This is a genomic window from Stenotrophomonas nematodicola (assembly GCF_009467805.1).
In the GTDB taxonomy this organism is placed as follows: domain Bacteria; phylum Pseudomonadota; class Gammaproteobacteria; order Xanthomonadales; family Xanthomonadaceae; genus Stenotrophomonas; species Stenotrophomonas nematodicola.
The window spans coordinates 202,184-223,107 of the sequence record NZ_WIAY01000005.1 but is presented as its reverse complement, the minus strand read 5'-3'; the positions used below and the strand labels follow the sequence as shown (position 1 = coordinate 223,107).

19 protein-coding genes are annotated in these 20,924 nt (G+C 69.4%); 6 read left to right on the top strand and 13 right to left on the bottom strand.

Annotated features, from left to right (window positions below; all coding sequences use genetic code 11):
* The first annotated feature begins 90 nt into the window (after positions 1-90).
* Positions 91-438 (top strand): RidA family protein, encoded by a 348-nt coding sequence (locus GDJ08_RS15520; RefSeq protein WP_017357406.1) that lies wholly within the window; start codon positions 91-93, stop codon positions 436-438.
* A gap of 22 nt (positions 439-460) precedes the next feature.
* On the opposite strand, the gene rnfB is transcribed toward GDJ08_RS15520, so the two are convergent.
* The 9 genes from rnfB to GDJ08_RS15475 all read right to left on the bottom strand — a co-directional run bounded on the left by rnfB (position 461) and on the right by GDJ08_RS15475 (position 9,364).
* A complete protein-coding gene (rnfB, locus tag GDJ08_RS15515; protein WP_017357407.1) occupies positions 461-895 on the bottom strand; it encodes an Rnf electron transport complex subunit RnfB in 435 nt (144 codons plus the stop codon).
* A 25-nt stretch (positions 896-920) separates the two neighbouring features.
* Complete coding sequence (locus GDJ08_RS15510) at positions 921-1,511, bottom strand: HAD family hydrolase (RefSeq protein WP_017357408.1); 591 nt, start codon at positions 1,509-1,511, stop codon at positions 921-923.
* A 57-nt stretch (positions 1,512-1,568) separates the two neighbouring features.
* Positions 1,569-3,638 carry a methionine--tRNA ligase gene (gene metG, locus GDJ08_RS15505; protein ID WP_017357409.1) on the bottom strand — a complete coding sequence of 690 codons (2,070 nt, stop codon included), beginning with the start codon at positions 3,636-3,638 and terminating at the stop codon, positions 1,569-1,571.
* A 193-nt stretch (positions 3,639-3,831) separates the two neighbouring features.
* Entirely contained in the window at positions 3,832-4,275 is a 444-nt protein-coding gene (locus tag GDJ08_RS15500; protein ID WP_017357410.1) for a DUF2147 domain-containing protein, read from the bottom strand.
* Positions 4,276-4,374: 99 nt separating this feature from the next.
* Entirely contained in the window at positions 4,375-4,794 is a 420-nt protein-coding gene (gloA2, locus tag GDJ08_RS15495; RefSeq protein ID WP_017357411.1) for an SMU1112c/YaeR family gloxylase I-like metalloprotein, read from the bottom strand.
* Positions 4,791-5,876 (bottom strand): serine hydrolase domain-containing protein, encoded by a 1,086-nt coding sequence (locus tag GDJ08_RS15490; protein ID WP_153165207.1) that lies wholly within the window; start codon positions 5,874-5,876, stop codon positions 4,791-4,793. The genes gloA2 and GDJ08_RS15490 overlap by 4 nt, the downstream gene beginning before the upstream one ends.
* Positions 5,877-5,893: 17 nt before the next feature.
* Positions 5,894-7,816, bottom strand: coding sequence for a DUF885 domain-containing protein (locus GDJ08_RS15485; RefSeq protein ID WP_017357413.1), 1,923 nt, complete (start codon positions 7,814-7,816; stop codon positions 5,894-5,896).
* A gap of 95 nt (positions 7,817-7,911) precedes the next feature.
* Positions 7,912-8,685, bottom strand: coding sequence for a queuosine precursor transporter (locus GDJ08_RS15480; protein ID WP_017357414.1), 774 nt, complete (start codon positions 8,683-8,685; stop codon positions 7,912-7,914).
* Between the two features lies 1 nt (position 8,686).
* The gene (locus GDJ08_RS15475) at positions 8,687-9,364 is read right to left on the bottom strand and encodes a DUF502 domain-containing protein (RefSeq protein ID WP_017357415.1); all 678 of its coding nucleotides are present in this window, start codon (positions 9,362-9,364) and stop codon (positions 8,687-8,689) included.
* Between the two features lie 120 nt (positions 9,365-9,484).
* Here GDJ08_RS15475 and GDJ08_RS15470 point away from each other — a divergent pair, with 120 nt between their 5' ends.
* Entirely contained in the window at positions 9,485-10,741 is a 1,257-nt protein-coding gene (locus GDJ08_RS15470; RefSeq protein ID WP_229296538.1) for a hypothetical protein, read from the top strand.
* Between the two features lie 20 nt (positions 10,742-10,761).
* On the opposite strand, the gene GDJ08_RS15465 is transcribed toward GDJ08_RS15470, so the two are convergent.
* From GDJ08_RS15465 to trxA, 4 genes are all read right to left on the bottom strand, one after another.
* Positions 10,762-11,235 (bottom strand): DUF4442 domain-containing protein, encoded by a 474-nt coding sequence (locus GDJ08_RS15465; RefSeq protein WP_017357014.1) that lies wholly within the window; start codon positions 11,233-11,235, stop codon positions 10,762-10,764.
* A 70-nt stretch (positions 11,236-11,305) separates the two neighbouring features.
* The gene (locus tag GDJ08_RS15460) at positions 11,306-12,937 is read right to left on the bottom strand and encodes a CHASE2 domain-containing protein (protein ID WP_423666208.1); all 1,632 of its coding nucleotides are present in this window, start codon (positions 12,935-12,937) and stop codon (positions 11,306-11,308) included.
* Positions 12,934-14,595: a FecR family protein gene (locus GDJ08_RS15455; RefSeq protein WP_229296537.1), complete on the bottom strand. Its 1,662-nt coding sequence runs from the start codon at positions 14,593-14,595 to the stop codon at positions 12,934-12,936. Before GDJ08_RS15455 ends, GDJ08_RS15460 begins: the two co-directional genes overlap by 4 nt.
* Before the next feature lie 143 nt (positions 14,596-14,738).
* On the bottom strand, positions 14,739-15,602 hold the full coding sequence (gene trxA / locus GDJ08_RS15450) for a thioredoxin (protein ID WP_153165206.1): 864 nt from the start codon (positions 15,600-15,602) through the stop codon (positions 14,739-14,741).
* Between the two features lie 143 nt (positions 15,603-15,745).
* Here trxA and GDJ08_RS15445 point away from each other — a divergent pair, with 143 nt between their 5' ends.
* The 4 genes from GDJ08_RS15445 to holA all read left to right on the top strand — a co-directional run bounded on the left by GDJ08_RS15445 (position 15,746) and on the right by holA (position 20,924).
* Entirely contained in the window at positions 15,746-16,357 is a 612-nt protein-coding gene (locus tag GDJ08_RS15445; RefSeq protein WP_136003151.1) for a DUF998 domain-containing protein, read from the top strand.
* Positions 16,358-16,513: 156 nt separating this feature from the next.
* Positions 16,514-19,159 (top strand): leucine--tRNA ligase, encoded by a 2,646-nt coding sequence (leuS, locus tag GDJ08_RS15440; RefSeq protein ID WP_017356012.1) that lies wholly within the window; start codon positions 16,514-16,516, stop codon positions 19,157-19,159.
* Positions 19,160-19,262: 103 nt separating this feature from the next.
* Positions 19,263-19,859, top strand: a complete 597-nt coding sequence (locus tag GDJ08_RS15435) for an LPS-assembly lipoprotein LptE (protein ID WP_017356013.1) — start codon at positions 19,263-19,265, stop codon at positions 19,857-19,859.
* A gap of 27 nt (positions 19,860-19,886) precedes the next feature.
* The gene (gene holA, locus GDJ08_RS15430; protein WP_136003152.1) at positions 19,887-20,924 is read left to right on the top strand and encodes a DNA polymerase III subunit delta; all 1,038 of its coding nucleotides are present in this window, start codon (positions 19,887-19,889) and stop codon (positions 20,922-20,924) included.

The following is a 20,924-nucleotide window of genomic DNA, read 5'->3' as shown; positions in this document are numbered from 1 at the left end:
GTGCGCCGGATGCCGGCGCTTGCCAAGGGTGCTGGCTGCGCTCACGTCGCATCGGCGACAATGCGTTCATCACCCACAGGAGTAATCGCCATGTTGGAACGCTTCGACGTCGGCCCGCGCATGTCCGAGATGACGGTGCACAACAAGGTTGCCTATCTGTCCGGGCAGATCCCCGAAGACACCAGCCAGGACATCACCGGGCAGACGCGCCAGGTGCTGGCGGAGATCGACAAGCTGCTGGCGCTGGTGGCCAGCGACAAGCAGCACATCCTGCGTGCCGAGGTGTTCCTGTCCGACATCAACGACTTTGCCGGCATGAATGCCGCGTGGGACGAATGGGTCGTGGCCGGCATGACGCCGGCGCGCGCGACGGTGGAGGCCAAGCTGGCCGATCCGTCGTGGAAGGTGGAAATCGTGGTGACGGCCGCGTTGCCGTAACCCGGCAGGGCAGGGCTCCGCGCTACGGCGTGGAGCCGTTGCCGCGGGGCAGCAGCACGATGCAGTCCACCGGGCACGGTGGCAGGCACAGGCCGCAGCCGGTGCACAGGTCGGCGATGACGGTGTGCATGTACTTGGCGCCGCCGACGATGGCGTCCACCGGGCAGGCCTGGATGCACTTGGTGCAGCCGATGCAGTCGGCCTCCACGATCAGCGCAAGCTGGTCCGGCACATGGTCGCCGCGGCTGCGGTCGAACGGAACGGCCGGCACGCCCAGCACCCGCGCCAGTGCACGCGCACCGGCATCGCCCCCTGGCGGGCAGCGCTCCACGCCCGCCTCGCCGCGTGCCATTGCCGCGGCATAGGGACGGCAGCCGTCGTAGCCGCACTGGCCGCATTGGGTCTGCGGCAACAGGCGGTCGAGGCGTTCGACCAAGGGGATGCGTGCGGTGGTCATGCGTGGCGTCGGCTGCGCGGAAGGGTCATTTCTGTGGTTTGCCGCGATACCAGCGTTCGTGGGCCAGGGCCAGCATCGGCCGGTCTTCGCGGCTGTCGCCGTAGGCATGGATGCGCAGGAAGCGCGACAGGTCGTAGCGGCGGCGGATGTGCTCGACTTTGCGTGGGCCGCAGTCGCCATCGACATAGCGACCGGTCAGGCGCCCATCGCGGATTTCCAGCCGGTTGCAGATCAGATCGATGCCGAGCGCGTCGCACCACGGGCGCAGGTACAGGTCCAGCGAACCGGACACGATCACCACGGTGTGGCGCTGCTGCAGGTGCCAGCGGATCTGTTCCAGCATCTGCGGGCGCACCACCTCGGGCAGGACGTCCCGCGCATAGCCGGCGGCCTGGGTGGCGATGTCGTCGGCATGGCGGTCGCTGAAGGTCAGGCGGGTGACGCGGGCACGGATGCGCGCGGCGGAGATCAGCTTCAGCCGGTAGGCCAGCAGCCACGGGCCGATCTTCCACCACGCCTGCGCCAACTGCTCGGGTGTGGCCACGCGGCGCAGGAAGCGGCCGTACGTGTCGCAGGTGGTGACGGTGTGGTCGAAGTCGAACAGGGCCAGTTCCATCCGATCCTCTCTGGGCTTGCGCAGGCGGGGCGGCCCTGGGGGCCACCCCGGGAGCGATCAGCGGACCGGCATGCCCGGCAGCGCGCCGCTGTCGGCATCCAGCAGCGCCAGTGCGCCACCGTCGAAACCGGCCGACAGGATCATGCCTTCGCTCAGGCCGAAGCGCATCTTGCGCGGCGCCAGGTTGGCGATGAACACCACGCTGCGGCCGACCAGCGCCTCCGGGTCGCCGTAGCTGGCACGGATGCCGGAGAAGATCTGGCGCGTGCCCAGCTCGCCGGCATCCAGTTCAAAACGCAGCAGCTTGTCCGACCCGTCGACGAACGTGCAGGCCAGCACCTTGCCGATGCGCAGGTCGAGCTTGGCGAAGTCGTCGATGCCGATGTAGCTCGGCGCAGCGTCGCCGTCGGCGGCCGGTGCCGGTGCGGCCGGCTTGGCGGCTTTGGCCGGGGTGGCGGGAGCCGGGGTGGCGGCCTGCAGGGTGTCCTTGGAAGCGTCGGTCATGGCGTCGATCAGTTTCGGGTCGATACGGGTGAACAGGGGGGCGTACACGGCGATGGTGTGGGCGACCAGCGGCGAGGCGACATCGGTCCAGGCCTGCACGGGGGCGGCCAGGAACGTCTCGGCCTGGGCGGCGGTGGCCGGCAGCACCGGCTTGAGCGCGGTGACCAGCACGCGGAACAGGTTCAGGCCCTGGGTGCACACCGACTGCAGCTGCGCGTCGGCACCCTCCTGCTTGGCGATCACCCACGGCTTTTCATCGTCGATGTAGCGGTTGGCTTCGTCGGCCAGCGCCATCGTCTGGCGCAGCGCGGCGGCCGGGTCGTTGCGCTCGTACGCCTCGCGGATCGGCGCCAGGGCAGCGACGAAACGGTCGTACTGGGCCGGGTCCGGCAGCGCGTCGGCCAGGCGGCCGTCGAAGCGCTTGCTGATGAAGCCGGCGCAGCGGCTGGCGAGGTTGACGAACTTGCCGACCAGGTCGGCGTTGACGCGGGCGATGAAGTCGCCCAGGTTCAGGTCGAGATCGTCGACGCCGCCGGAGGATTTGGCGGCGAAGTAGTAGCGCAGCGCTTCCGGTTCAAGACCGGCGTCGAGGTAGGTGCGCGCCATCACGAAGGTGCCGCGCGACTTGGACATCTTGGCGCCATCCACGGTGAGGTAGCCGTTGACGTGCAGGCGGGTGGGCGCGCGGTGGCCGGTGCCGTGCAGTACGGCTGGCCAGAACAGGCCGTGGAAGTTCACGATGTCCTTGCCGATGAAGTGGTGCAGTTCGGTGGCGGTGCCGGCGCGCAGGTGCGCGTCGAAGTCTTCGCCGGTCCTGGCGCACAGCGCCTTGAAGCTGGACAGGTAGCCGATCGGCGCATCCAACCAGACGTAGAAGTACTTGCCGGGATGGCCGGGAATCTGGAAACCGAAGTAGGGCGCGTCGCGGGAGATGTCCCAGGCACGCAGGCCGCCCTCGGCATTGAGCCACTCGCCGAGCTTGGCCTTGACGCCGGGCAGGGCGACGTCGCCCGCCAGCCACTCGCGCAGGAAACCTTCGAAGCGGCCCACCTCGAAGAAGAAGTGTTCGGAGTCGCGGATTTCCGGGGTGGCACCGGAGATGACCGACTTCGGTTCCTTCAGGTCGGTGGGGCTGTAGGTGGCGCCGCAGACTTCGCAGTTGTCGCCGTACTGGTCGGCGCTGCCGCAGGTGGGGCAGATGCCCTTGATGTAGCGGTCGGGCAGGAACATGCCCTTGGCCGGATCGTAGAACTGGGCCACGGAACGACGCGCGATGTGACCTTCCGCCTCGAGCTTGAGGTAGAAGGCTTCAGTCAGGGCCTTGTTGGTGGCCGAGTTGGTCGAGTCGTAGTGATCGAAGGCGACGCCGAACGCGGCGAAGTCGCGCTCGTGGCTGGCCTGGATGTTGGCGATGAAGGCTTCCGGGGTCACACCGGCCTTTTCGGCCGCGAGCATGATCGGGGTGCCGTGGGTATCGTCGGCGCACACGAACCAGGTCTTGCCGCCGCTCATTCGCCGCGCGCGCACCCAGATGTCAGCCTGGATGTAGCCGACCAGGTGGCCCAGGTGGAGCGGGCCGTTGGCGTAGGGCAGGGCGGTGGTGACGAGAGCGGTGCGGGTCATGGGAAGCGCTGTTGCCTTGGGGACCGGGGATTATCGCACGGAGGGGCGTATGCGCCCCCAGCCTGTGCCGCGTGGGCCAGCGCGCACGGCCAAACGTCAACGACGCCCGCTCGGGGTGGGGTGCCGGAAATGCAGAAGGCCGACGCGGAAAACCGCGTCGGCCTTCTTCACACGTGCAGCAACGGCGGACGTTTTACTCGCGCACCCAGGTCTGGGCGCGGCAGATGAAGGCCACGCAGCCGGACACGTCGAGCTTGGCGCCGCCGGTCTGCAGCTTCATCTTGGACTTGTACGTCTTGCCGTTGGCCGGGTCCAGGATGGTGCCGCCGGACCAGGCGCTGGCGCCGTCGGCCTTGAGGTTCCACAGGATGGTCATGCCCTTGACCGGCTTGTTCTTGTTGGCGCCTTCGCAGCCGTCACAGACCGGGTTGGGACCCTTGTCCGAATGCAGGATCTCGACCACTTTGCCGGTCAGGGTGCCATTGGTGGCCTGGGTGATCTCGACGATCGATTTCACCTTGCCGGTCTTGTCATCGATGGTCTTCCAGCGGCCGACGGCGCTGTCGGCGGCGTTGGCCGACAGGGCGGCCATGACCAGCGGCAGTGCCAGCAGCAGCGTCTTGAAGGTCTTGCGCATGTTCCCCTCCCAGGGATGTCCGTGAATGCCGGCGCGGGGCCGGTACAGGGCCGACTGTATACCCATTCGCTCCGGTACGGAACGTGTCGGCGGCAGGCGTCAGCCGGGGTCGGCCGGGATCTCGTACAGCTCCAGCGGCAGGCCGTCCGGATCGGCGAAGAAGGTGAAACGGCGGCCGGTGTATTCATCGGTGCGGATCGGCTCGCAGGGGACGCCCGCGGCGGCCAGGCGGGCGATCATCGGTTCCAGTGTCGCGACCCGGAACGCGAGGTGGCGCAGGCCCTGCGCTTCGGGGCGGCTGGGCCGTGGCGGCGCGTCGGGGAACGAGAACAGTTCCAGTTGACTGCCGTCGGGCAGGGCGAGGTCGAGTTTCCAGGAGTCGCGCGCGGCCCGATGGTTCTCGGCCAGCACGCGCAGGCCGAGCACCCCGGTGTAGAAGGCGCGGGAGCGGGCGTAGTCCGATCCGATCAGCGCCACGTGGTGGACGCCAAGCAGGCCGGTAGCGTCGGGAGGCGTCATTGTAGGGTGTCCAGCCAGCGCTGCGCGATCTTCAGTGCCAGCGGATAGGGTTCGGGGCCGTCGCGGTTGGTGAGGATGATCACGGTCAGGTGCCGCTCCGGGTAGCGCAGGATGACGTTGCGGAAGCCGATGCTCTCACCGCTGTGCCACTGTGCACCGCCGTTGAGGCGCCAGCCGAAACCGTAGAACGGGACATCCGGCTCGTCGGTGCGGGTGGCGGGGGTGAACGCCTGTTGCCGCCACGGCGCCTGGAGCAGGCGGTCGTCGTACAGCGCCGCGTCCCAGCGGGCCAGGTCGTCGAGCGAGGAATAGAGGCCACCGTCGCCAAGCACGGCGCTGGTGGGGCTCTGGTCGGTGCGCTGCCAGTGTCCGTCGACCGGGCTGTAGCCGTAGGCGCGGTCGGTGACGGCGTCCACGCCGTCCTGGTGGGCGACCGTCCCGGCCATGCCCAGTGGCAGGAAGATGCGCTGGCGCAGGAAAGTGGCGAAGTCCTGGCCGGACGCCCTGCCGACCACCAGGGCCAGCAAGGCATAGCCGCTGTTGCTGTAGCGGTAGGTGCTGCCCGGTGCGAACAGGGTGCGGTTCTGGCCTTCGAGCAGACGCAGCACGTCGGCATCGTGGACCTGGGCGGTACTGCCGGACGGCATCAGGTCTTCGTAGTCGAGCAGGCCGCTGGTGTGGCTGAGCAGGTGGCGCAGGGTGACCGCGTCGGCGGCGGCCGGCAGGGACGGCAGCCAGCGCCGCACCGGGTCGTCCAGTGTCAGCGTGCCGTCCTGGGCCAGCAGCAGGATCGCCGCCGCAGTGAACTGCTTGCTGACCGAGGCGAGCCGGAAGTTGCTGCGCGGGGTGACCGGGGTGGCGTCCTCGACCACGGCCAGGCCGTAGCCGCGGCGGAACACCGGCACGCCGTCGTGCAGCACCAGCACGGCCGCGCCGGGGACCTGGCCGTCATAGCGGGTCATCAGTGCATCGATGCCCGGGTCGGGCGGCGTCAGCGCCGGCGCGGCGGCCGTGTGGGCCGCCGCAAGCAGGCCGCCGCACAGCAGATGGAACCAGGCACGCGGGCGGCGGGCAGGGTGCATGGCCGGCGTCGCGTCGATCAGGGCGTGGGACTGGCGCTGCCGCCAGCCTGCTCGCTGGCAATCCAGCGGGCGATCTTGGCATCGAGGATGTCCAGCGGCATGGAGCCGTCACGCAGGATCTCCTCATGGAAGCGGCGCAGGTCGAAGCGCGGGCCCAGCGCGGCCTTCGCCGTCTCGCGCAGCTCCATCATCTTCAGCTCGCCCAGGCCGTTGGCCAGGGTCTGCCCGGGCAGGGCCATGAACCGTTCGACTTCGGCGGTGGCGTCGTCGACCGGCAGGTCGGCCGTTTTGACCAGGTAGTCCACGGCCTGGCGCTTGCTCCAGCCTTGCGCATGCACGCCGGTGTCGGCGGCCATGCGCGCGGCGCGGGTCAGCGCGCCCTGCAGGTAGGCGATGCGCTCGTACGGGTCCTGGTAGACGCCCAGTTCCTCGCCCAGCGATTCGGCATACAGGCCCCAGCCTTCGACGAAGGCAATGTCGCCACCGAGGCGGCGGAAGCGCGGCAGTTTGTCCAGCTCCTGCTGCAGCCCCAGCTGCACATGATGGCCGGGGATGCCTTCGTGCAGGTACTGCATCGGGGCCGCCCAGCGCCGGCGGCTGGGCAGCTCGCCGGTGTTGACGTAGAGGATGCCCGGACGCATGCCGTCCGGCAGCGGCGGCTGGTAGCTGACCGCGGCGGCGGTGGCGGCGCGCTCGGCTTCCACCGCGCGGATCTCCATCGGCGCCTTGGGCAGCGTGCCGAGCAGGCCCGGCAGACGCGCGTTGACCTGCCCCTGCAGCTGCTTGTACCGGGCAAGCAGCGCATCGGCGTTGGCGTACTGGAAATCGCGGTCGGTGCGCATGTTGCGCAGCATCTTCTGCTGCGAGCCGCGGATGCGGTTGTCCTTCATGATCGTGGCGATCTGCGCCTGCAGCGCGCTCACGCGCTGCTCGGCCAGGGCGTGGATCTGCACCGGCGTCAGCGTGGACGCCGTGCTCTGCACGATGTTCTGCGCATACCAGGCCTGGCCGTTGGGCAGCGCCGACAGGCCGTCGCTGGCGCGGGTGGCGGGCAGGTATTCGGTGGCGATGAAGCCGCGCAGCGCACGGTAGGCCGGCATGATGCGGTACTCGATCATGCGCTTGTATTCGGCGGCGATGCGCGCCTTGTCGGCAGCGGAGAAGTCGTCCGGGAGGTTGCGTACCGGTGCCCAGAAAATGCTCTCTTCGGCGGTCGGCTTGATCACGGCGTCCAGCTGCGGAAGCACCTTCTCCATCAGATCGCGCGGCTGCACCACGCCGGCCGCCATGCCCTGGCGCATGTTGGCGATGGCCTGATCGAACAGCGGCGGAATGCCCAGCGAGCGGCGCGACCACGTGTCGTAGTCCTGCACGGTGTTGAATGGCTGGGCGCCCGAGCCGGAGCCGAGGATGGCCATGATGCTGCCCAGGTTGTAGTACTGGCTCACCGGCAGCATCCAGCCCGGGTACTGCTCGGCGGCCAGCGACATGCGCGCGTCGCGTACGAAGATCTCGTAGCTCAGCAGGTCCTGCCCGGTCAGGCCGTCCGGGCCGATCTTCTCCACTTTGCCCAGCCACTCCACGCTGAAATCATGGGATTGCTGGCGGTAGGCGGCCGACAGGATGTTGGGCAACTGGTCGTTGTGTCGCGCATCGCCCTGGAACGTGGCCTGCAGCGGGTTGAGCCGCATCGCGGCATCCCAGTATTCGTCGTAGATGCGGTTGAGCTGGGCGGCCTTGGTCTGCTGGCGCACCAGCGGCTGGCGGGCAGGGGGCGCCGCAGGCCGGGCACGCGGTTTGGCCTTTGGCTTGGCGGCGGCGCGGGTCTGCGCGGCCGCGGGCCGGCTGGTCTTCTTCTTGGCGGCTTCGGCCGGCGCGGCAGCGCTGAACACCAGCAGGGCGGCAATGGCAAGCGCCAGGGCGCGGGCGGGGTGGGGCATCGGCTACTTCCGTGAACGCACAGACACGGGAGCTTGCCCGATTCGACCGGATACGGCCAGCGCAGGTGCCTGGTCAGGTTCGCGCCGTATGGCGCTCAGTCAGCCGCCGCGTCGGCGCGCAGCTGTGCGGCGCGCCCGGCGCCAAGATAACGGGTGATCGCACGGCGCATCAGGTACAGCACGGGAATCAGTGCGATCGCAAAGGCCATCTTGTACAGGTAATTGACGCTGCTCACCGCCAGGAACAGCGAGGTGGGCCACTGCTGCGGGCCCAGTACAAAGGCGATCCAGATCACCACGAAGCTGTCCACCAGTTGCGACACCGCGGTGGAGCCGGTCGCGCGCAGCCACACATGGCGCTCGCCGGTGGCGCGGCGGATGCGGTGGAACACGGCCACGTCGATCAACTGCCCGAACAGGAACGCCACCAGCGAGCCGGCGATGGTCCACATGCCCTGGCCGAACACCGCCGCGAACGCGGCCTGGTAATCGGGCACGCCGTGCGCGCGCATGGAGGTGACCCACCAGTCGGCAGGAACCAGCGAGATCGCGGCGAACGCGAAGAGAAACCCGTAGGTGATCAGCGCCACCGCCAGCCACGAGATGAACTTCACGCCACGCCGGCCGAAGAACTCGTTGATGGTGTCGGTCATGATGAACACCACCGGCCACAGCAGCGTGCCGGCGGTGAAGCTGAGCGAACCGGTTTGGCCGAACAGGTTCCAGTTGAACGCAGACACACCCAGTGTGTCTTCCAGCGCGAAGATCTTGACGCCGATGAACTCGGCCAGCACCGCGTTGGCGCAGAAGAACGCGGCCAGCGCGATGAACAGCAGGACCGCGCGATCCTGCAGCGGCCGCGCGCTCATGTCAGCGGTCGCCGGCGCGGGTGAATGGCACCGATTCCGGCGCGACCGCGCCGCCGGAGATGATGAAGCTCATCGCCTGGTCCACGGTCCAGTCGGTGGGCGTGAGCAGTTCCACCGGCACGATCTCCAGGTAGCCGGAGGTCGGGTTGGGCGTGGTGGGCACGTAGACGGCCGCCAGCTCGCGGCCGGTGCCCTGCTCGCGGATCACCCGCGTCACCAGCCCCACCGACTTCATGTCGCGGTGGGGGAAATCGATCAGCACCACGCGCTGGGTGCTGCCCGGTTCGGTCTGCAGCATGTCGAGCAGTTTCTTGGCGCTGTCGTAGATGATGCTGGCCAGCGGAATACGGCGGATCACCGCACCAAACCAGCGCAGCAGGCGCTGGCCGATCACGCGGCGGCTGAGCACGCCGACACTGAGGATCACCAGCAGCGTAGCGCCCAGACCGATCAGGTTCTGCATCCACTCGACCTTGATCCAGCCGAGATAGTGCGGGAAGGACGCGGCGATCTGCGCCGACAGCGGCACCACCACCGGGCTGCTGATGCCCGACAGCAGCACGAAGACGAATTTGACCACGACCCATGTCAGCCAGATCGGCAGCAGGGTCAGCAGGCCGGTCAGGAACAACCGCTGCAGGGAGGGGCGCGGAACGAGTTGGGGGGCTTCGGGCGACATCCGCGCATTGTAGCGGCGGCGTGGCTGCGTTTACGCTGGTTGATTCGGGCAATCGTCGCGAACAGGGGAAATGCTGTGACCAAACCGATGCGTGTAGCGGCAACAGGAATCGGGGTGCTGATGCTGCTGGCTGCAGGCACGTGGCTGGCCGCGCGGCTGTGGCCGGTCCCGCAGGCGCACCAGGACGCCCTGCAGCTGCTGCGCGCGGCGCCCCCGGTGGAGGGCCGCAGCGGCGCGGCGGCGGTGTGGACGCTGGGGTTTGACGGCATGGATGCGGCGGCCCGTGAGCAGGTCCTGGCCGAGGACCTGACGCGTTGGCAGCAGGGCGCGCCCGGCAGGCGACCACAGGCGTCGGTGGCCGAAGAGCGTTTCCCGCGCCCGGCCATCACCGCCGCGTTCGGTTGCGGCCAGCGTGGCATCGGCTGCCTGGCGGCGGTACGCGCCGATCCGGCCGCGTTCGCCGCCGCCCATGTTGGCCACGAGGCGTTGCACATGCGCGTGGCCGAGCTGTCGCAGTTCGACCACTACGCGCTGCCCTTCCGCGCCTACGACACCGACCTGATGACGCCGCTGCCGTCGATGCAGCCGCTGCTCGACACGCTGTCGGCCAATGCGTTGGCACATGTGCAGGGCGATACCCCGCGCGCGCTGCAGGGAACGTGCGCGGACATCCTGACCGGGCGCCGCCTGGTCGGGCGCGGCGACAACCTGTTGTTCAGCATGATCGGCGCGGCCCTGCTGGAGGGCCAGGCGCATCTGCTCGCCGACCTGCTGGCCGAGCTGCCTGCCGATGCGGCGCTGCCGCCGGTCTGCACGGCGGCCCTGCAGCCCATGACCGTGCCCGAGCAGAGTCTGTGCACGGCCATGCGCGGCGAGTTCGCGATGGGACAGGCAGCGCTGCGCACCTCCGAGCAGGGCAGTGTGCTGCAGCCACTGGTGTTCAATCTGGCACGGACCGAGGCGCGCTTCGCGCCCCACTATGCCTGGGCCTGTGACGCGGCGGCGATGCAGGCGCTGGCCGACGACCGGCCGCTGCGCGAACCGGCCCCGCAGCCAGCGGGATTCGACTGTGTGGCCAACGCCCTGGGTTGCCGTTTGGCGGCGATCGGTGCGATGACGATGCGACCCTATGCGGATCGCGCGCAGGACAGCGCGGCGATGCTGCGCCTGGTCGCCGCCCAGCGCTGGCTCCGCCAGCAGGCCGATCCGCCGGCGCAGGCACTGCCGCGGCTGCCCGCGTCGATGCGCTCCTCCGCCCGCACCCCGGTGCTCAGCCCCGACGGCCGCTGGCTGCAGATTCCGCGCCGTGCCACGGCCCGGCCGGATGAAGGGATCACGGCGATGCTGCAGGTGCCGATGCCGGCCACGGCGCCCTGACGGGGCGCGCCGGCGATCGCTCAGGGAGCCGCCTTGCCTGCCCCGCGCGCGTCGGGTTTGAGGCGCAGGTACACCTGCTTGCGCACGCGCGCCACCACCTCGCCCTGGGCATCGAGGATGTCGTTGCTGAACCAGTGCAGGTATTTCTCGCCGCCCGCCGTGGCGGCGCGCAACTGCGCCAGCAGGGCCTCGTCGAGGCGGAACTCGGCCGTGACCGTGCCGCGCCCGGGCTTGAGGAATTCAATCTCGCCGGCGCGGTCCCACACGTAGTAGTCGCGGCCCAGGTTCTGCATCACCGTGAGCATCCAGAACGGATCGGTCATCGCAAACAGGCTGCCGCCGAAATGGGTGCCGACATAGTTGCGGTTCCACGGGCGCATGCGCAGTTCGACCCGCACGTAGCGGTAATCGGCGGCAACGTCGGTGACGTGGATGCCGGTGAACAGAAACGGGGGCCACAGGTTGATGCCGTGGCGGAACAGGCGGGCGTCCATCGGGTCCGGTCGCGCAGGGAGGAGGGTCCGGAGTCTAACATTCGTATGCGTATGGTGGCGCCCGTGCGGGTCAGGCCGTGCCGCCGTCGTCCACCGCATACCCATTGCGCCCGGCGGCCTTGGCGCGATACAGGGCGACATCGGCGCCCTCGAAGAAGTGCCGCGGTTCGCTCTCCGCGGCCGGTACCCGGGTGTACACGCCGACGGTGAGGGTGATCCGGGCGATGTCGCCGCGGCCGGTCGGAATCTCCAGCTGCTGCACCCCGGCGATCAGGTCCTGTACCACCTGTACCGCGCCATCCGCGCCGGTGTCGGGCAGGATCAGGGCGAACTCGTCGCCGCCGAACCGTGCCGCCATGTCGCGCGGGCGCCGCGCGTGCGCGCCGATTTCGTGTGCGATGCGGCGTAGCAGGTCGTCGCCGGCCTGGTGCCCGTAGAGGTCGTTGTGGCGCTTGAAATGGTCCACATCGATCAGGATCAGGCTGAGCGGGCGGCAGGTCCGGCGGCCGGCATCGTGCTCCTGCTGCAGAGCCTGCTCGAAGCGCAGCCGGTTGCCGAGCCCGGTCAGCGCATCGCTGTTGGCCTGCCGGCGCCACGCGCTGACCCGCCATACGGCCCACGCCGCGATCACCAGCAGCATGCCGACCAGGCTGGCTGCCGGAGCGAACCACAGGTTGCCGCCACGCAGCAGGGCCAGGCTGAGCAGCAACGCCACCGGCAACGCCAGCAGTGCGCCCAGCCACGCCCGCGGCAGGGTCAGGGCGAGGCAGCAGAGCGCCACCAGCAGGCCGGTCAGGCCGTTCTGCCACGCGGCGGGCAGCACGCGGATGACCTTGTCATCGAGCATCATCGAGGCGACGTTGGCCTGGTATTCGCTGCCACTCATCCAGCGCTCGCGCGTGGTCGGGGTGAGCAGGGGCGGGGCGATGCCACTGGCGGTCATGCCCACCATCACCAGCCGGCCGCGCAGCAGCGCCGGGTCCACGGTGCCGTTGAGCACGTCCACATAGGACACCTGCGGGAAGCGATCCGGCGGGCCGGCGTAGCGGACCCGCACGTAATGGTCGCGCCGCCACTGGTACGGCGAGGAGACGTCGGTGCCGCCATCGCGCAGCCCGGGCAACGGGCCGCGCACATCGGCCAGCGCCAGTCCCAGCGCGGGCCAGTGTGGTGAGCCGATGCCGGCAGTGAGGTACAGCCCGCGGGCCACGCCGTCGGCGTCCACCTCGATGTCACTGTGGCCGAGGGTGGCGGCGTTGGCGGCGATCAGCGGGATCGGCAGCAGTTCCTCGGCCATGCGTGGCCCGCTGCTCGGCGCGGCGAGAACCGGCAGCACTACCTTGCCGTTGCGGCGGATCGCCGCGGCCAGCTCGGCATCCTGTGCGGCGTCACGGCGGTCTGGCTCGGACAGCATCAGGTCCAGGGCGACACGCCCTGCACCGGCCTGGGTCAGGCGGTCGAGCAGGCGCGCATGGGTGGCTCGCGGCCACGGCCATTGGCCGAGCTGCTGCAGGCTGGCGTCGTCGATGGCCACGATCAGCAGGCGCGGGTCGGGCGGGTAGTCCCATCCGCCGACATAGGTGTCGTACACCGCTTCGTCCTGCGTCCAGAACCAGTGCCAGTGGCTTGCGGCAACCGCGAGCGCTGCCATCGCCAGTGCCAGCACCAACCGGCCCGGCCATGACAGGTGCAGCGGTTTCACAGCAGCAGCCACAGCAGCAGGGCACCGCCGCCGGCGCCATAGCAGGTGCGGCATGGCAGCGCGATCTGCTGCGGTGCCGAGAACGGCCCGGCGTAGCCATCGTCCTCGATGTACTGCACGCGCACGTGCAGGTTGCCGTGCCACGGGCGCTTGAGCGTGACTTCCGGCTGGTCGACCTCGCGGTCCAGCAGCGGCCGGGCGAAGTCGCCCTTGCGATCAAGCTGCACGCGGTAGCGCTGGCCCGGCTCGCCTGCCTGCCAGCGCAGGGTCAGCTGGCCTTTGGCTGCCTCCGGCGGTTGCAGCGCCGGATCGACGGGGGTGTCGGTCAGGGTCAGCGGCAGCGTCTGGCCGAAGCGGCCCTGATGGCCGTTGCGGTCCCGGGAGGCGACGCGCCAGTAGTACGTGCCCGGTGGCAGCGGCTGCGCGGGACGCAGGTGGGTGGACGTGGTGTCCTGCTCCACCAGGGGCGAGACGAACTGCGGGTCGCTGGCGATCTGCAGCACGCTGGCCGCGGCGTCGGGTACCTGTCCCCATTCGAAGCGCGGGCGCGTGCTGTTCACGATCTCGGCGTGGCGCGGGCGCACGGTGATCGGGGCGACCGGCTGGTCGCGGACGATGAAGTCGCGCTCGCTGTCCAGGCCTTCCACGCCGTCGGCGCTGACCGCGCGCAGCAGCACGCGCAGGGTGCCTGCGGGAAGGTCGTCGAAGGTGGCGGTGGTGGCAGGGCTGTCCTGCGCGGCCAGCAGCACGTCGGGCTGGTCGGCGCGCACGATCTCGATGCGGTAGCCGGCGGCGCCGTCGACCGGCGCCCAGGCCAACCGGGCCGGCAATGGCTCCAGCCGGGTGTGCGCGATGTCCAGGTGCGGAGCCGGCAGCAACGCTTCCAGCGGCGCCGGGCGGGTCAGCGCCGAGGGCGTCCGGGTGGCCTGGCCGTGGGCGACCAGGCGCTGGCCGGCACGATTGCCGACCTGCACACGCCCCTGGACCACTTCGGTGGAGGCGCCCTGGCCGTGCTGGCCTGCGCTCACCCGGAACACCGTGCCGCGCACGCTGCTGGTGGCCGTCGGCGCATCGATGATGTATCGGGAGGCCGGGCCGCGCGCCGGGGTGACCCGGTTGCTGGCGCGACCCTGTTCCAGGCGCAGGCGGGTATCGACCATGCCGGTGCGTCCATAGCGGCTGAGCTGGTCCAGGCGCAGACGCGAGCCCTCGCGCAGCTGCAGCCGGGAGGCATCGGCGAATTCGAGGGTGACGCTGGCGTCGGCGCCGGTTTCGACTTCTTCGCCGATGCCCAGCAGATCGCCTTCCTTCAGCGCGCGCAGCGTGCCACGGCCAGCCGTCGTGCCCGCCTGCACCGGGCCACGTACCGCCACCACCCGGGCCGGAGCGGGCTGCACCCGCAGCCACGCGACCGGGAACCCCAGTTGGGTGCCCGGCGGCAGCCGGTAGGGGTCATCCACGCGGTTGTGCCGCTGCAGTCGTTCCCACTCCACTTCAGGCTTGAGGTACAGGGTGGCCAGGTCCCAGAGGGTGTCGCCGGGGCGCACCCGGTAGTGCCAGTCCTGCGCCAGCAGGGGCAGGGGGGACAGCAACAGCAGGGCCAGCAGCAGGCTGCGCACGGTACGGGGGAAGCGGTGCGGCGGAATGGTCAATCTCACGGTCGATGGCGCCCTGCGAAGCGGGGCTCAGCCATGTGGACCCCAATGGCCCAGACCTCATCCCCCCGAATGGATCGCGGCCTCCACTGGGCCGCAATTCATTATTGCCCGGGACCCGTGCAGGGTTTCTGAACGCAGCCGCCTCAGAACAGCAGCGAGGCCATGCGGCGGCGGTAGCGGCCCACCAGATCGTCGTCCTGGATGACCTTGAAGGCGTCGATCAGCAGTTTGCGCGGGCGGCCATCATCGTAGGTGCGGTCGCGCCGCAGCATCTCCAGGAACTGCGCCAATGCCGCCTCGTCCTCGCCGGCCAGCAGCTGCTGCACACCGCGCAGATGGCGCGCCTGCAGGTCATCGCCATCGGCGGCAATGCGCGCGTCCAGCACATCGGCAGGTGGCGCGTCCTGCAGGGCGCTGGCGAAGTCCAGACGCGCGCGGGCACGCACGGCGCGGTCATCGGTGGACAGGTTGGCCGGCAGTGCATCGATCAGCGCGCCGGCTTCGGCGGTGGCTCCGGTCTGCAGCAGGGCCAGCGCCAGGTCGAGCTTCAGCTCTTCCTTGTCCGGCTCGGCGGCGATCGCCGCGCGCAGCACGTCCACCTGGGCCTGCGGATCCAGCGGTGCCGGCTCGTCTTCGGCGGCGGCCGCGTCGGCAGGGGCTGCCGGCACCACGCCGTGCTGGGCCAGGAACTCGCGCAGCTGGCCTTCCGGCACCGCTCCCGGGAAACCGTCGACGATCTGGCCGCCCTTGACCAGAAAGACGGTGGGCACCGAGCGGATCTGGAAGGCGGCGGCGATCTGCTGCTCCTGATCAACGTCCACCTTGGCCAGTTCGAACGCACCGTTGTACTCGCCCGCCAGCTTTTCCAGCATCGGGCCCAGGGTCTTGCACGGGCCGCACCAGGTGGCCCAGAAGTCCACCAGCACCGGGGTCTGCAGGGACTTCTGCAGGACCTGGGCTTCAAAAGACTCGGTGGTGGCGTCAAAGACGTAGGAAAGATCGCTCATGGTCGGATATCAACGGGAAACAGGTAACCGAGTGTATGGTGCCGCCGCCCGCCCGACGCAACCCCACTGCCGCGTCCGCGGCAAACCGGAGACAATGCGTCCGGTAGGCAAGGCCGGGACGTCCGGCGACTTCCGGAGTGACGATGCAGGCTGCAAAACGCTGGGAACAGGGGCTGGGGGCGGCGGCCGCGGCGGTATTCGTGCTGGCGGCGACGGGGTTCGCGCTGGCCCTGCCCGCGTTCGATCCGATGCGCCATCCGTTGGCCCTGCTCGGTGCCTTGGGGGTGCCGCACGGGCGTGCCTTCAGCCTGGTGACCCTGCTGCTGCCGGGCCTGCTGGCAGCCGGGGTGGCGTTCTGCCTGCTGCTGCGCGTGCCGCGCACCGCGCCGTGGCCGCTGCGGGTGGGGGTGCAGATGCTGATGCTGGCCGCGTTGGCCTTCGCCGCGATGGGGCTGCTGCCACTGGATGCCGACGACATCGACAGCATGGCCAGCCGTTACCACGCCAGCGCGTGGATGGTGTGGGTGCTGGCCTTCGTGCCGGGCGCGCTGATGACCGCCGGGGGCGCCTGGTCGCTTTCCGGCTGGCGCCGTGCGGCCCAGCTGCACCTGGCCGGTGGGACGACGGTGCTGCTGGCCGCGTTCGTGCTGCCCGCGCTGCTGCCGGGCCCGCTGGCCCAGCTGCTGGCGTTCGGCGGCTGGCTGGTCTGGCTGGCGGCCGCACTGCCGCTGGCCCCTGCGGCGCTGCGGCCCTGAGCGCATCCCGCGCTGCGCACGTCGTTGCCGTTTCCGCTCAATCTCCTGACAATTCAACGAGATGACCTTTTCGGCGAGGGCAGATGATCGCGCCGATTGGAGCCCTTTGCCGCACTGCGGTACCCTGTGCCGCTTTGCCGCCGCATCCGTGTTTCCATGACCAGCGTCGAACCCAACGTCTACGACCCGCAGCAGGTTGAATCCGTCGCCCAGAAATTCTGGGACGCCACCCGTGCCTTCGAGGTCAACGAGTCTTCGGACAAGCCGAAGTTCTACTGTCTGTCGATGCTGCCGTACCCGTCCGGTGCGCTGCACATGGGCCATGTGCGCAACTACACGATCGGTGACGTGATCAGCCGCTACAAGCGGATGACCGGCCACAACGTGCTGCAGCCGATGGGCTGGGATGCGTTCGGCCTGCCGGCCGAGAACGCGGCGATCAAGAACAAGACGGCGCCGGCCAAGTGGACCTACGCCAACATCGGCCACATGCGCAGCCAGCTCAAATCGCTGGGCTATGCGATCGACTGGTCGCGCGAATTCGCCACCTGCACGCCCGAGTACTACGTGCACGAACAGCGCATGTTCACCCGTCTGATGCGCAAGGGCCTGGCCTACCGCCGCAACGCGGTGGTGAACTGGGACCCGATCGACCAGACCGTGCTGGCCAACGAACAGGTCATCGACGGGCGTGGCTGGCGCTCCGGTGCCCTGGTGGAGAAGCGCGAGATTCCGCAGTGGTTCCTGCGCATCACCGATTACGCCCAGGAACTGCTGGACGGCCTGGATGAGCTGCCGGGCTGGCCGGAGTCGGTCAAGACCATGCAGCGCAACTGGATCGGCCGCTCCGAAGGGCTGGAAATCCAGTTCGACGTGCGCGACGTGGACGGCAGCGCGCTGGACCCGCTGCGGGTGTTCACCACGCGCCCGGACACGGTGATGGGCGTGACCTTTGTGTCGATCGCCGGCGAACATCCGCTGGCCCAGCACGCGGCGAAGTCGAACCCGGCGCTGGCCGCACTGCTGGCCGAAATGAAGCAGGGTGGCGTCTCCGAGGCCGAACTGGAAACCCAGGAGAAGCGCGGCATGGATACCGGCCTGCGCGCCGTGCATCCGGTCACCGGGGCCCAGGTCCCGGTGTGGGTCGCCAATTTCGTGCTGATGGGCTATGGCACCGGCGCGGTGATGGCCGTACCGGGCCATGACCAGCGCGACAATGAATTTGCCAACAAGTACAACCTGCCGATCCGCCAGGTCATCGCGCTGAAGTCGCCGCGCAAGGACGAGGGCGCCTACGACGCGACGCGTTGGCAGGACTGGTACGGCGACAAGACCCGCGAGACCGAACTGATCAACTCCGACGAGTTCGACGGCCTGGATTTCCAGGGCGCCTTCGAGGCGCTGGCCGAACGGTTCGAGCGCAAGGCCCAGGGCCAGCGCCGCGTGAACTACCGCCTGCGCGACTGGGGCGTGAGCCGCCAGCGCTACTGGGGGTGCCCGATTCCGGTGATCTACTGCCCCAAGTGCGGTGCGTTGCCGGTGCCGGAAGAACAGCTGCCGGTGGTGCTGCCTGAAGACGTCAGCTTCGTCGGCACCGGTTCGCCGATCAAGGCCGATCCGGAATGGCGCAAGACCACCTGCCCCGACTGCGGCGGCGCGGCCGAGCGCGAGACCGACACCTTCGACACCTTCATGGAGTCGAGCTGGTACTACGCCCGTTACACCTCGCCGGGCGCCCGCGATGCGGTGGACAAGCGCGGCAACTACTGGCTGCCGGTGGACCAGTACATCGGTGGCATCGAACACGCGATCCTGCACCTGATGTACTTCCGCTTCTTCCACAAGCTGCTGCGTGATGCGCGCATGGTGGACAGCAACGAGCCGGCGCAGAACCTGCTGTGCCAGGGCATGGTGATCGCCGAGTCCTACTACCGCTGGAACGCGGAGAATCCGAAGGACAAGGACTGGATCAATCCGGCCGACGTGAACGTACAGCGCGATGAGCGCGGCCGCATCACCGGCGCCACGCTGATCGCCGACGGCCTGCCGGTGGAGATCGGCGGCACCGAGAAGATGTCCAAGTCCAAGAACAACGGCGTGGACCCGCAGGCGATGGTCAGCAAGTACGGCGCCGACACGGTGCGCCTGTTCTCGATGTTCGCCGCCCCGCCGGAACAGTCGCTGGAATGGAACGAAGCCGGCGTGGATGGCATGGCCCGCTTCCTGCGCCGCCTGTGGGCGCAGGTGCAGAAGCATGCGGCCGACGGCCAGGCACCGGCGCTGGATGCGGCCGCGCTGAACGCCGAGCAGAAGGCGCTGCGTCGCAAGACCCACGAAACCATCGGCAAGGTTGGCGACGACTACGGCCGCCGCCACAGCTTCAACACCGCCATCGCCGCGGTGATGGAACTGATGAACGCGCTGGCCAGGTTCGATGATGTTTCCGCACAGGGCCGTGCGGTCCGCCAGGAAGCACTGCAGGCGGCCGTGCTGCTGCTCAACCCGATCACTCCGCATGCCAGCCATGCGCTGTGGCAGGTGCTGGGCAACGCCGAGACGCTGCTGGAAGACCAGGCGTTCCCGCAGGTCGATGCCGGTGCACTGGTGCGTGATGCGGTGACGTTGGCGGTGCAGGTCAACGGCAAGCTGCGTGGCACCATCGAAGTGGCCGCCGATGCAACGCGTGACCAGATCGAGGCGCTGGGTCTGGCCGAGCCGAATGCGGCCAAGTTCCTCGACGGCCTGACCGTGCGCAAGATCATCATCGTGCCCGGCAAGATCGTGAACATCGTGGCCGCCTGAGGGCGGTCACGAACCCTGCCTCCGGTCTCAACCGACGTTCACGCGGCATCGGGCATCTTCTATGCCTGTTGCCGCGCCCGCCCGGCTCCCCCAGACTGTGCCCATGACCCGATTCCTGCTTGCCCTCGTTCTGACCACCACCCTTGCCGGCTGTGGCTTCCATCTGCGCAACAAGCTGATGCTGCCGGCCGATGCGGCGGCGGTGAAGGTGGTTTCCACTGCCCCGTACAGCGAGCTGGCCAAGCTGCTCCGTCGCGGGCTGCAGTCTTCCGGCGCGGTGGTCGCCGATGCCGACAGTGTCGATGACAGCACCGACGGTGTGCCGGTGGCACAGCTGCAGGTGGTGTCCGAGCGTTGGGGCGACCTGCCGATCGCCATCGACGCGCAGGGCCGCGCCCAGGAATACAGCCTGCGCTACGCGGTGATTTTCGTGTTCCGCCGCGAAGACGGCAGCGTGCTGGTGCCGCAGCAGGTGATCGAACTGTCGCGCGACTACGTGTCGCCGCCCACCGACGCCACCGGTACGACCACCGAGCGCGAGATCCTCGCCGATGAACTGCGCCGGGAGATGTCCGCGTCGATCCTGCGCCGCATCGACAGCGTGGTGCGTGCCGAGATGGAACACGGCCGACTGTCGGCCAAGCCGGGTGAACCGGCGGCGACGCCGGCCCAGCCGGTCGATCCGCCGCAGGGCAACTGACCCGGTCCGCACGGACCGGGCACCGGCATGGAACTGCGCCCCGAACAGCTTGCCAGCCAGCCGGCCAGCCAGGCCCTGCTGCCGGTGTATCTGATTGCCGGGCCGGAAACCCTGCGTGTGCTGGAGGCGGCTGATGCGGTACGCGCCCGTGCGCGGCGGGACGGCATCAGCGAACGTGAGGTGTTTGACGCCGACGGCCGCGATTTCGACTGGAACCAGCTCGATGCGACGTTCAATGCGCCGAGCCTGTTCAGTGCCAGGCGCCTGGTGGAGCTGCGCCTGCCCAGCGGCAAGCCGGGCAAGGACGGCGCGGAAGTGATCAGCCAGTTCTGTGCCAACCCCGCGCCGGACGTGATCCTGCTGATCACCTGCAATGACTGGAGCAAGGCCCACCAGGGCAAGTGGGCCGAGGCGGTGGGCCGCGTCGGCGTGCTGTCCGTGGCCTGGGCGATCAAACCCCACGAGCTGCCCGACTGGATCGAGCGCCGCCTGCGCCAGCACGGCCTGCGCGCCGATCCGCCGGCCGTGCAGCGGCTGGCCGAGCGGGTGGAAGGCAATCTGCTGGCGGCCGCGCAGGAAATCGACAAGCTCGCGCTGCTCGCCAAGGGCCAGACCCTGGACGTGGAGACGATGGAGTCGCTGGTGGCCGATGCCGCCCGCTATGACGTGTTCCGGCTGGTGGAAGCCACCTTCTCCGGGCAGCCAGCGGCGGTCCTGCGCATGCTCGCCGGCCTGCGCGGCGAAGGCGAAGCCGTGGCGGCGCTGACCCCGATCGTGATCCGCGAACTGCTGGCCACGGCCGGGCTGGCGCGGGTGCAGGCGCGGGGTGGCAACCTGGCCGCGGAAATGAAGAGCCGTGGCATCTGGGAGTCGCGCCAGGCGCCCTTCAAGCGTGCCTTGCAGCGCCACCCCGAGCCCAAGCGCTGGGAGCGGTTTGTGGCCGAGGCCGGGTTGGTGGACCGCATCGCCAAGGGACGCGCCGACGGCGACGCCTGGCTGGCGCTGGAGCGGCTGCTGCTGGCCGTGGCCGAGGCCCGCGCCGTGCGCCTGCTGGCGCGCGCCTGA

Coding starts and splice junctions, on each gene's coding strand:
- GDJ08_RS15520 (WP_017357406.1), top strand. CDS start 91: ATGTTGGAACGCTTCGACGTCGGCCCGCGCATGTCCGAGATGACGGTG.
- rnfB (WP_017357407.1), bottom strand. CDS start 895: ATGACCACCGCACGCATCCCCTTGGTCGAACGCCTCGACCGCCTGTTG.
- GDJ08_RS15510 (WP_017357408.1), bottom strand. CDS start 1,511: ATGGAACTGGCCCTGTTCGACTTCGACCACACCGTCACCACCTGCGAC.
- metG (WP_017357409.1), bottom strand. CDS start 3,638: ATGACCCGCACCGCTCTCGTCACCACCGCCCTGCCCTACGCCAACGGC.
- GDJ08_RS15500 (WP_017357410.1), bottom strand. CDS start 4,275: ATGCGCAAGACCTTCAAGACGCTGCTGCTGGCACTGCCGCTGGTCATG.
- gloA2 (WP_017357411.1), bottom strand. CDS start 4,794: ATGACGCCTCCCGACGCTACCGGCCTGCTTGGCGTCCACCACGTGGCG.
- GDJ08_RS15490 (WP_153165207.1), bottom strand. CDS start 5,876: ATGCACCCTGCCCGCCGCCCGCGTGCCTGGTTCCATCTGCTGTGCGGC.
- GDJ08_RS15485 (WP_017357413.1), bottom strand. CDS start 7,816: ATGCCCCACCCCGCCCGCGCCCTGGCGCTTGCCATTGCCGCCCTGCTG.
- GDJ08_RS15480 (WP_017357414.1), bottom strand. CDS start 8,685: ATGAGCGCGCGGCCGCTGCAGGATCGCGCGGTCCTGCTGTTCATCGCG.
- GDJ08_RS15475 (WP_017357415.1), bottom strand. CDS start 9,364: ATGTCGCCCGAAGCCCCCCAACTCGTTCCGCGCCCCTCCCTGCAGCGG.
- GDJ08_RS15470 (WP_229296538.1), top strand. CDS start 9,485: ATGCTGCTGGCTGCAGGCACGTGGCTGGCCGCGCGGCTGTGGCCGGTC.
- GDJ08_RS15465 (WP_017357014.1), bottom strand. CDS start 11,235: ATGGACGCCCGCCTGTTCCGCCACGGCATCAACCTGTGGCCCCCGTTT.
- trxA (WP_153165206.1), bottom strand. CDS start 15,602: ATGAGCGATCTTTCCTACGTCTTTGACGCCACCACCGAGTCTTTTGAA.
- GDJ08_RS15445 (WP_136003151.1), top strand. CDS start 15,746: ATGCAGGCTGCAAAACGCTGGGAACAGGGGCTGGGGGCGGCGGCCGCG.
- leuS (WP_017356012.1), top strand. CDS start 16,514: ATGACCAGCGTCGAACCCAACGTCTACGACCCGCAGCAGGTTGAATCC.
- GDJ08_RS15435 (WP_017356013.1), top strand. CDS start 19,263: ATGACCCGATTCCTGCTTGCCCTCGTTCTGACCACCACCCTTGCCGGC.
- holA (WP_136003152.1), top strand. CDS start 19,887: ATGGAACTGCGCCCCGAACAGCTTGCCAGCCAGCCGGCCAGCCAGGCC.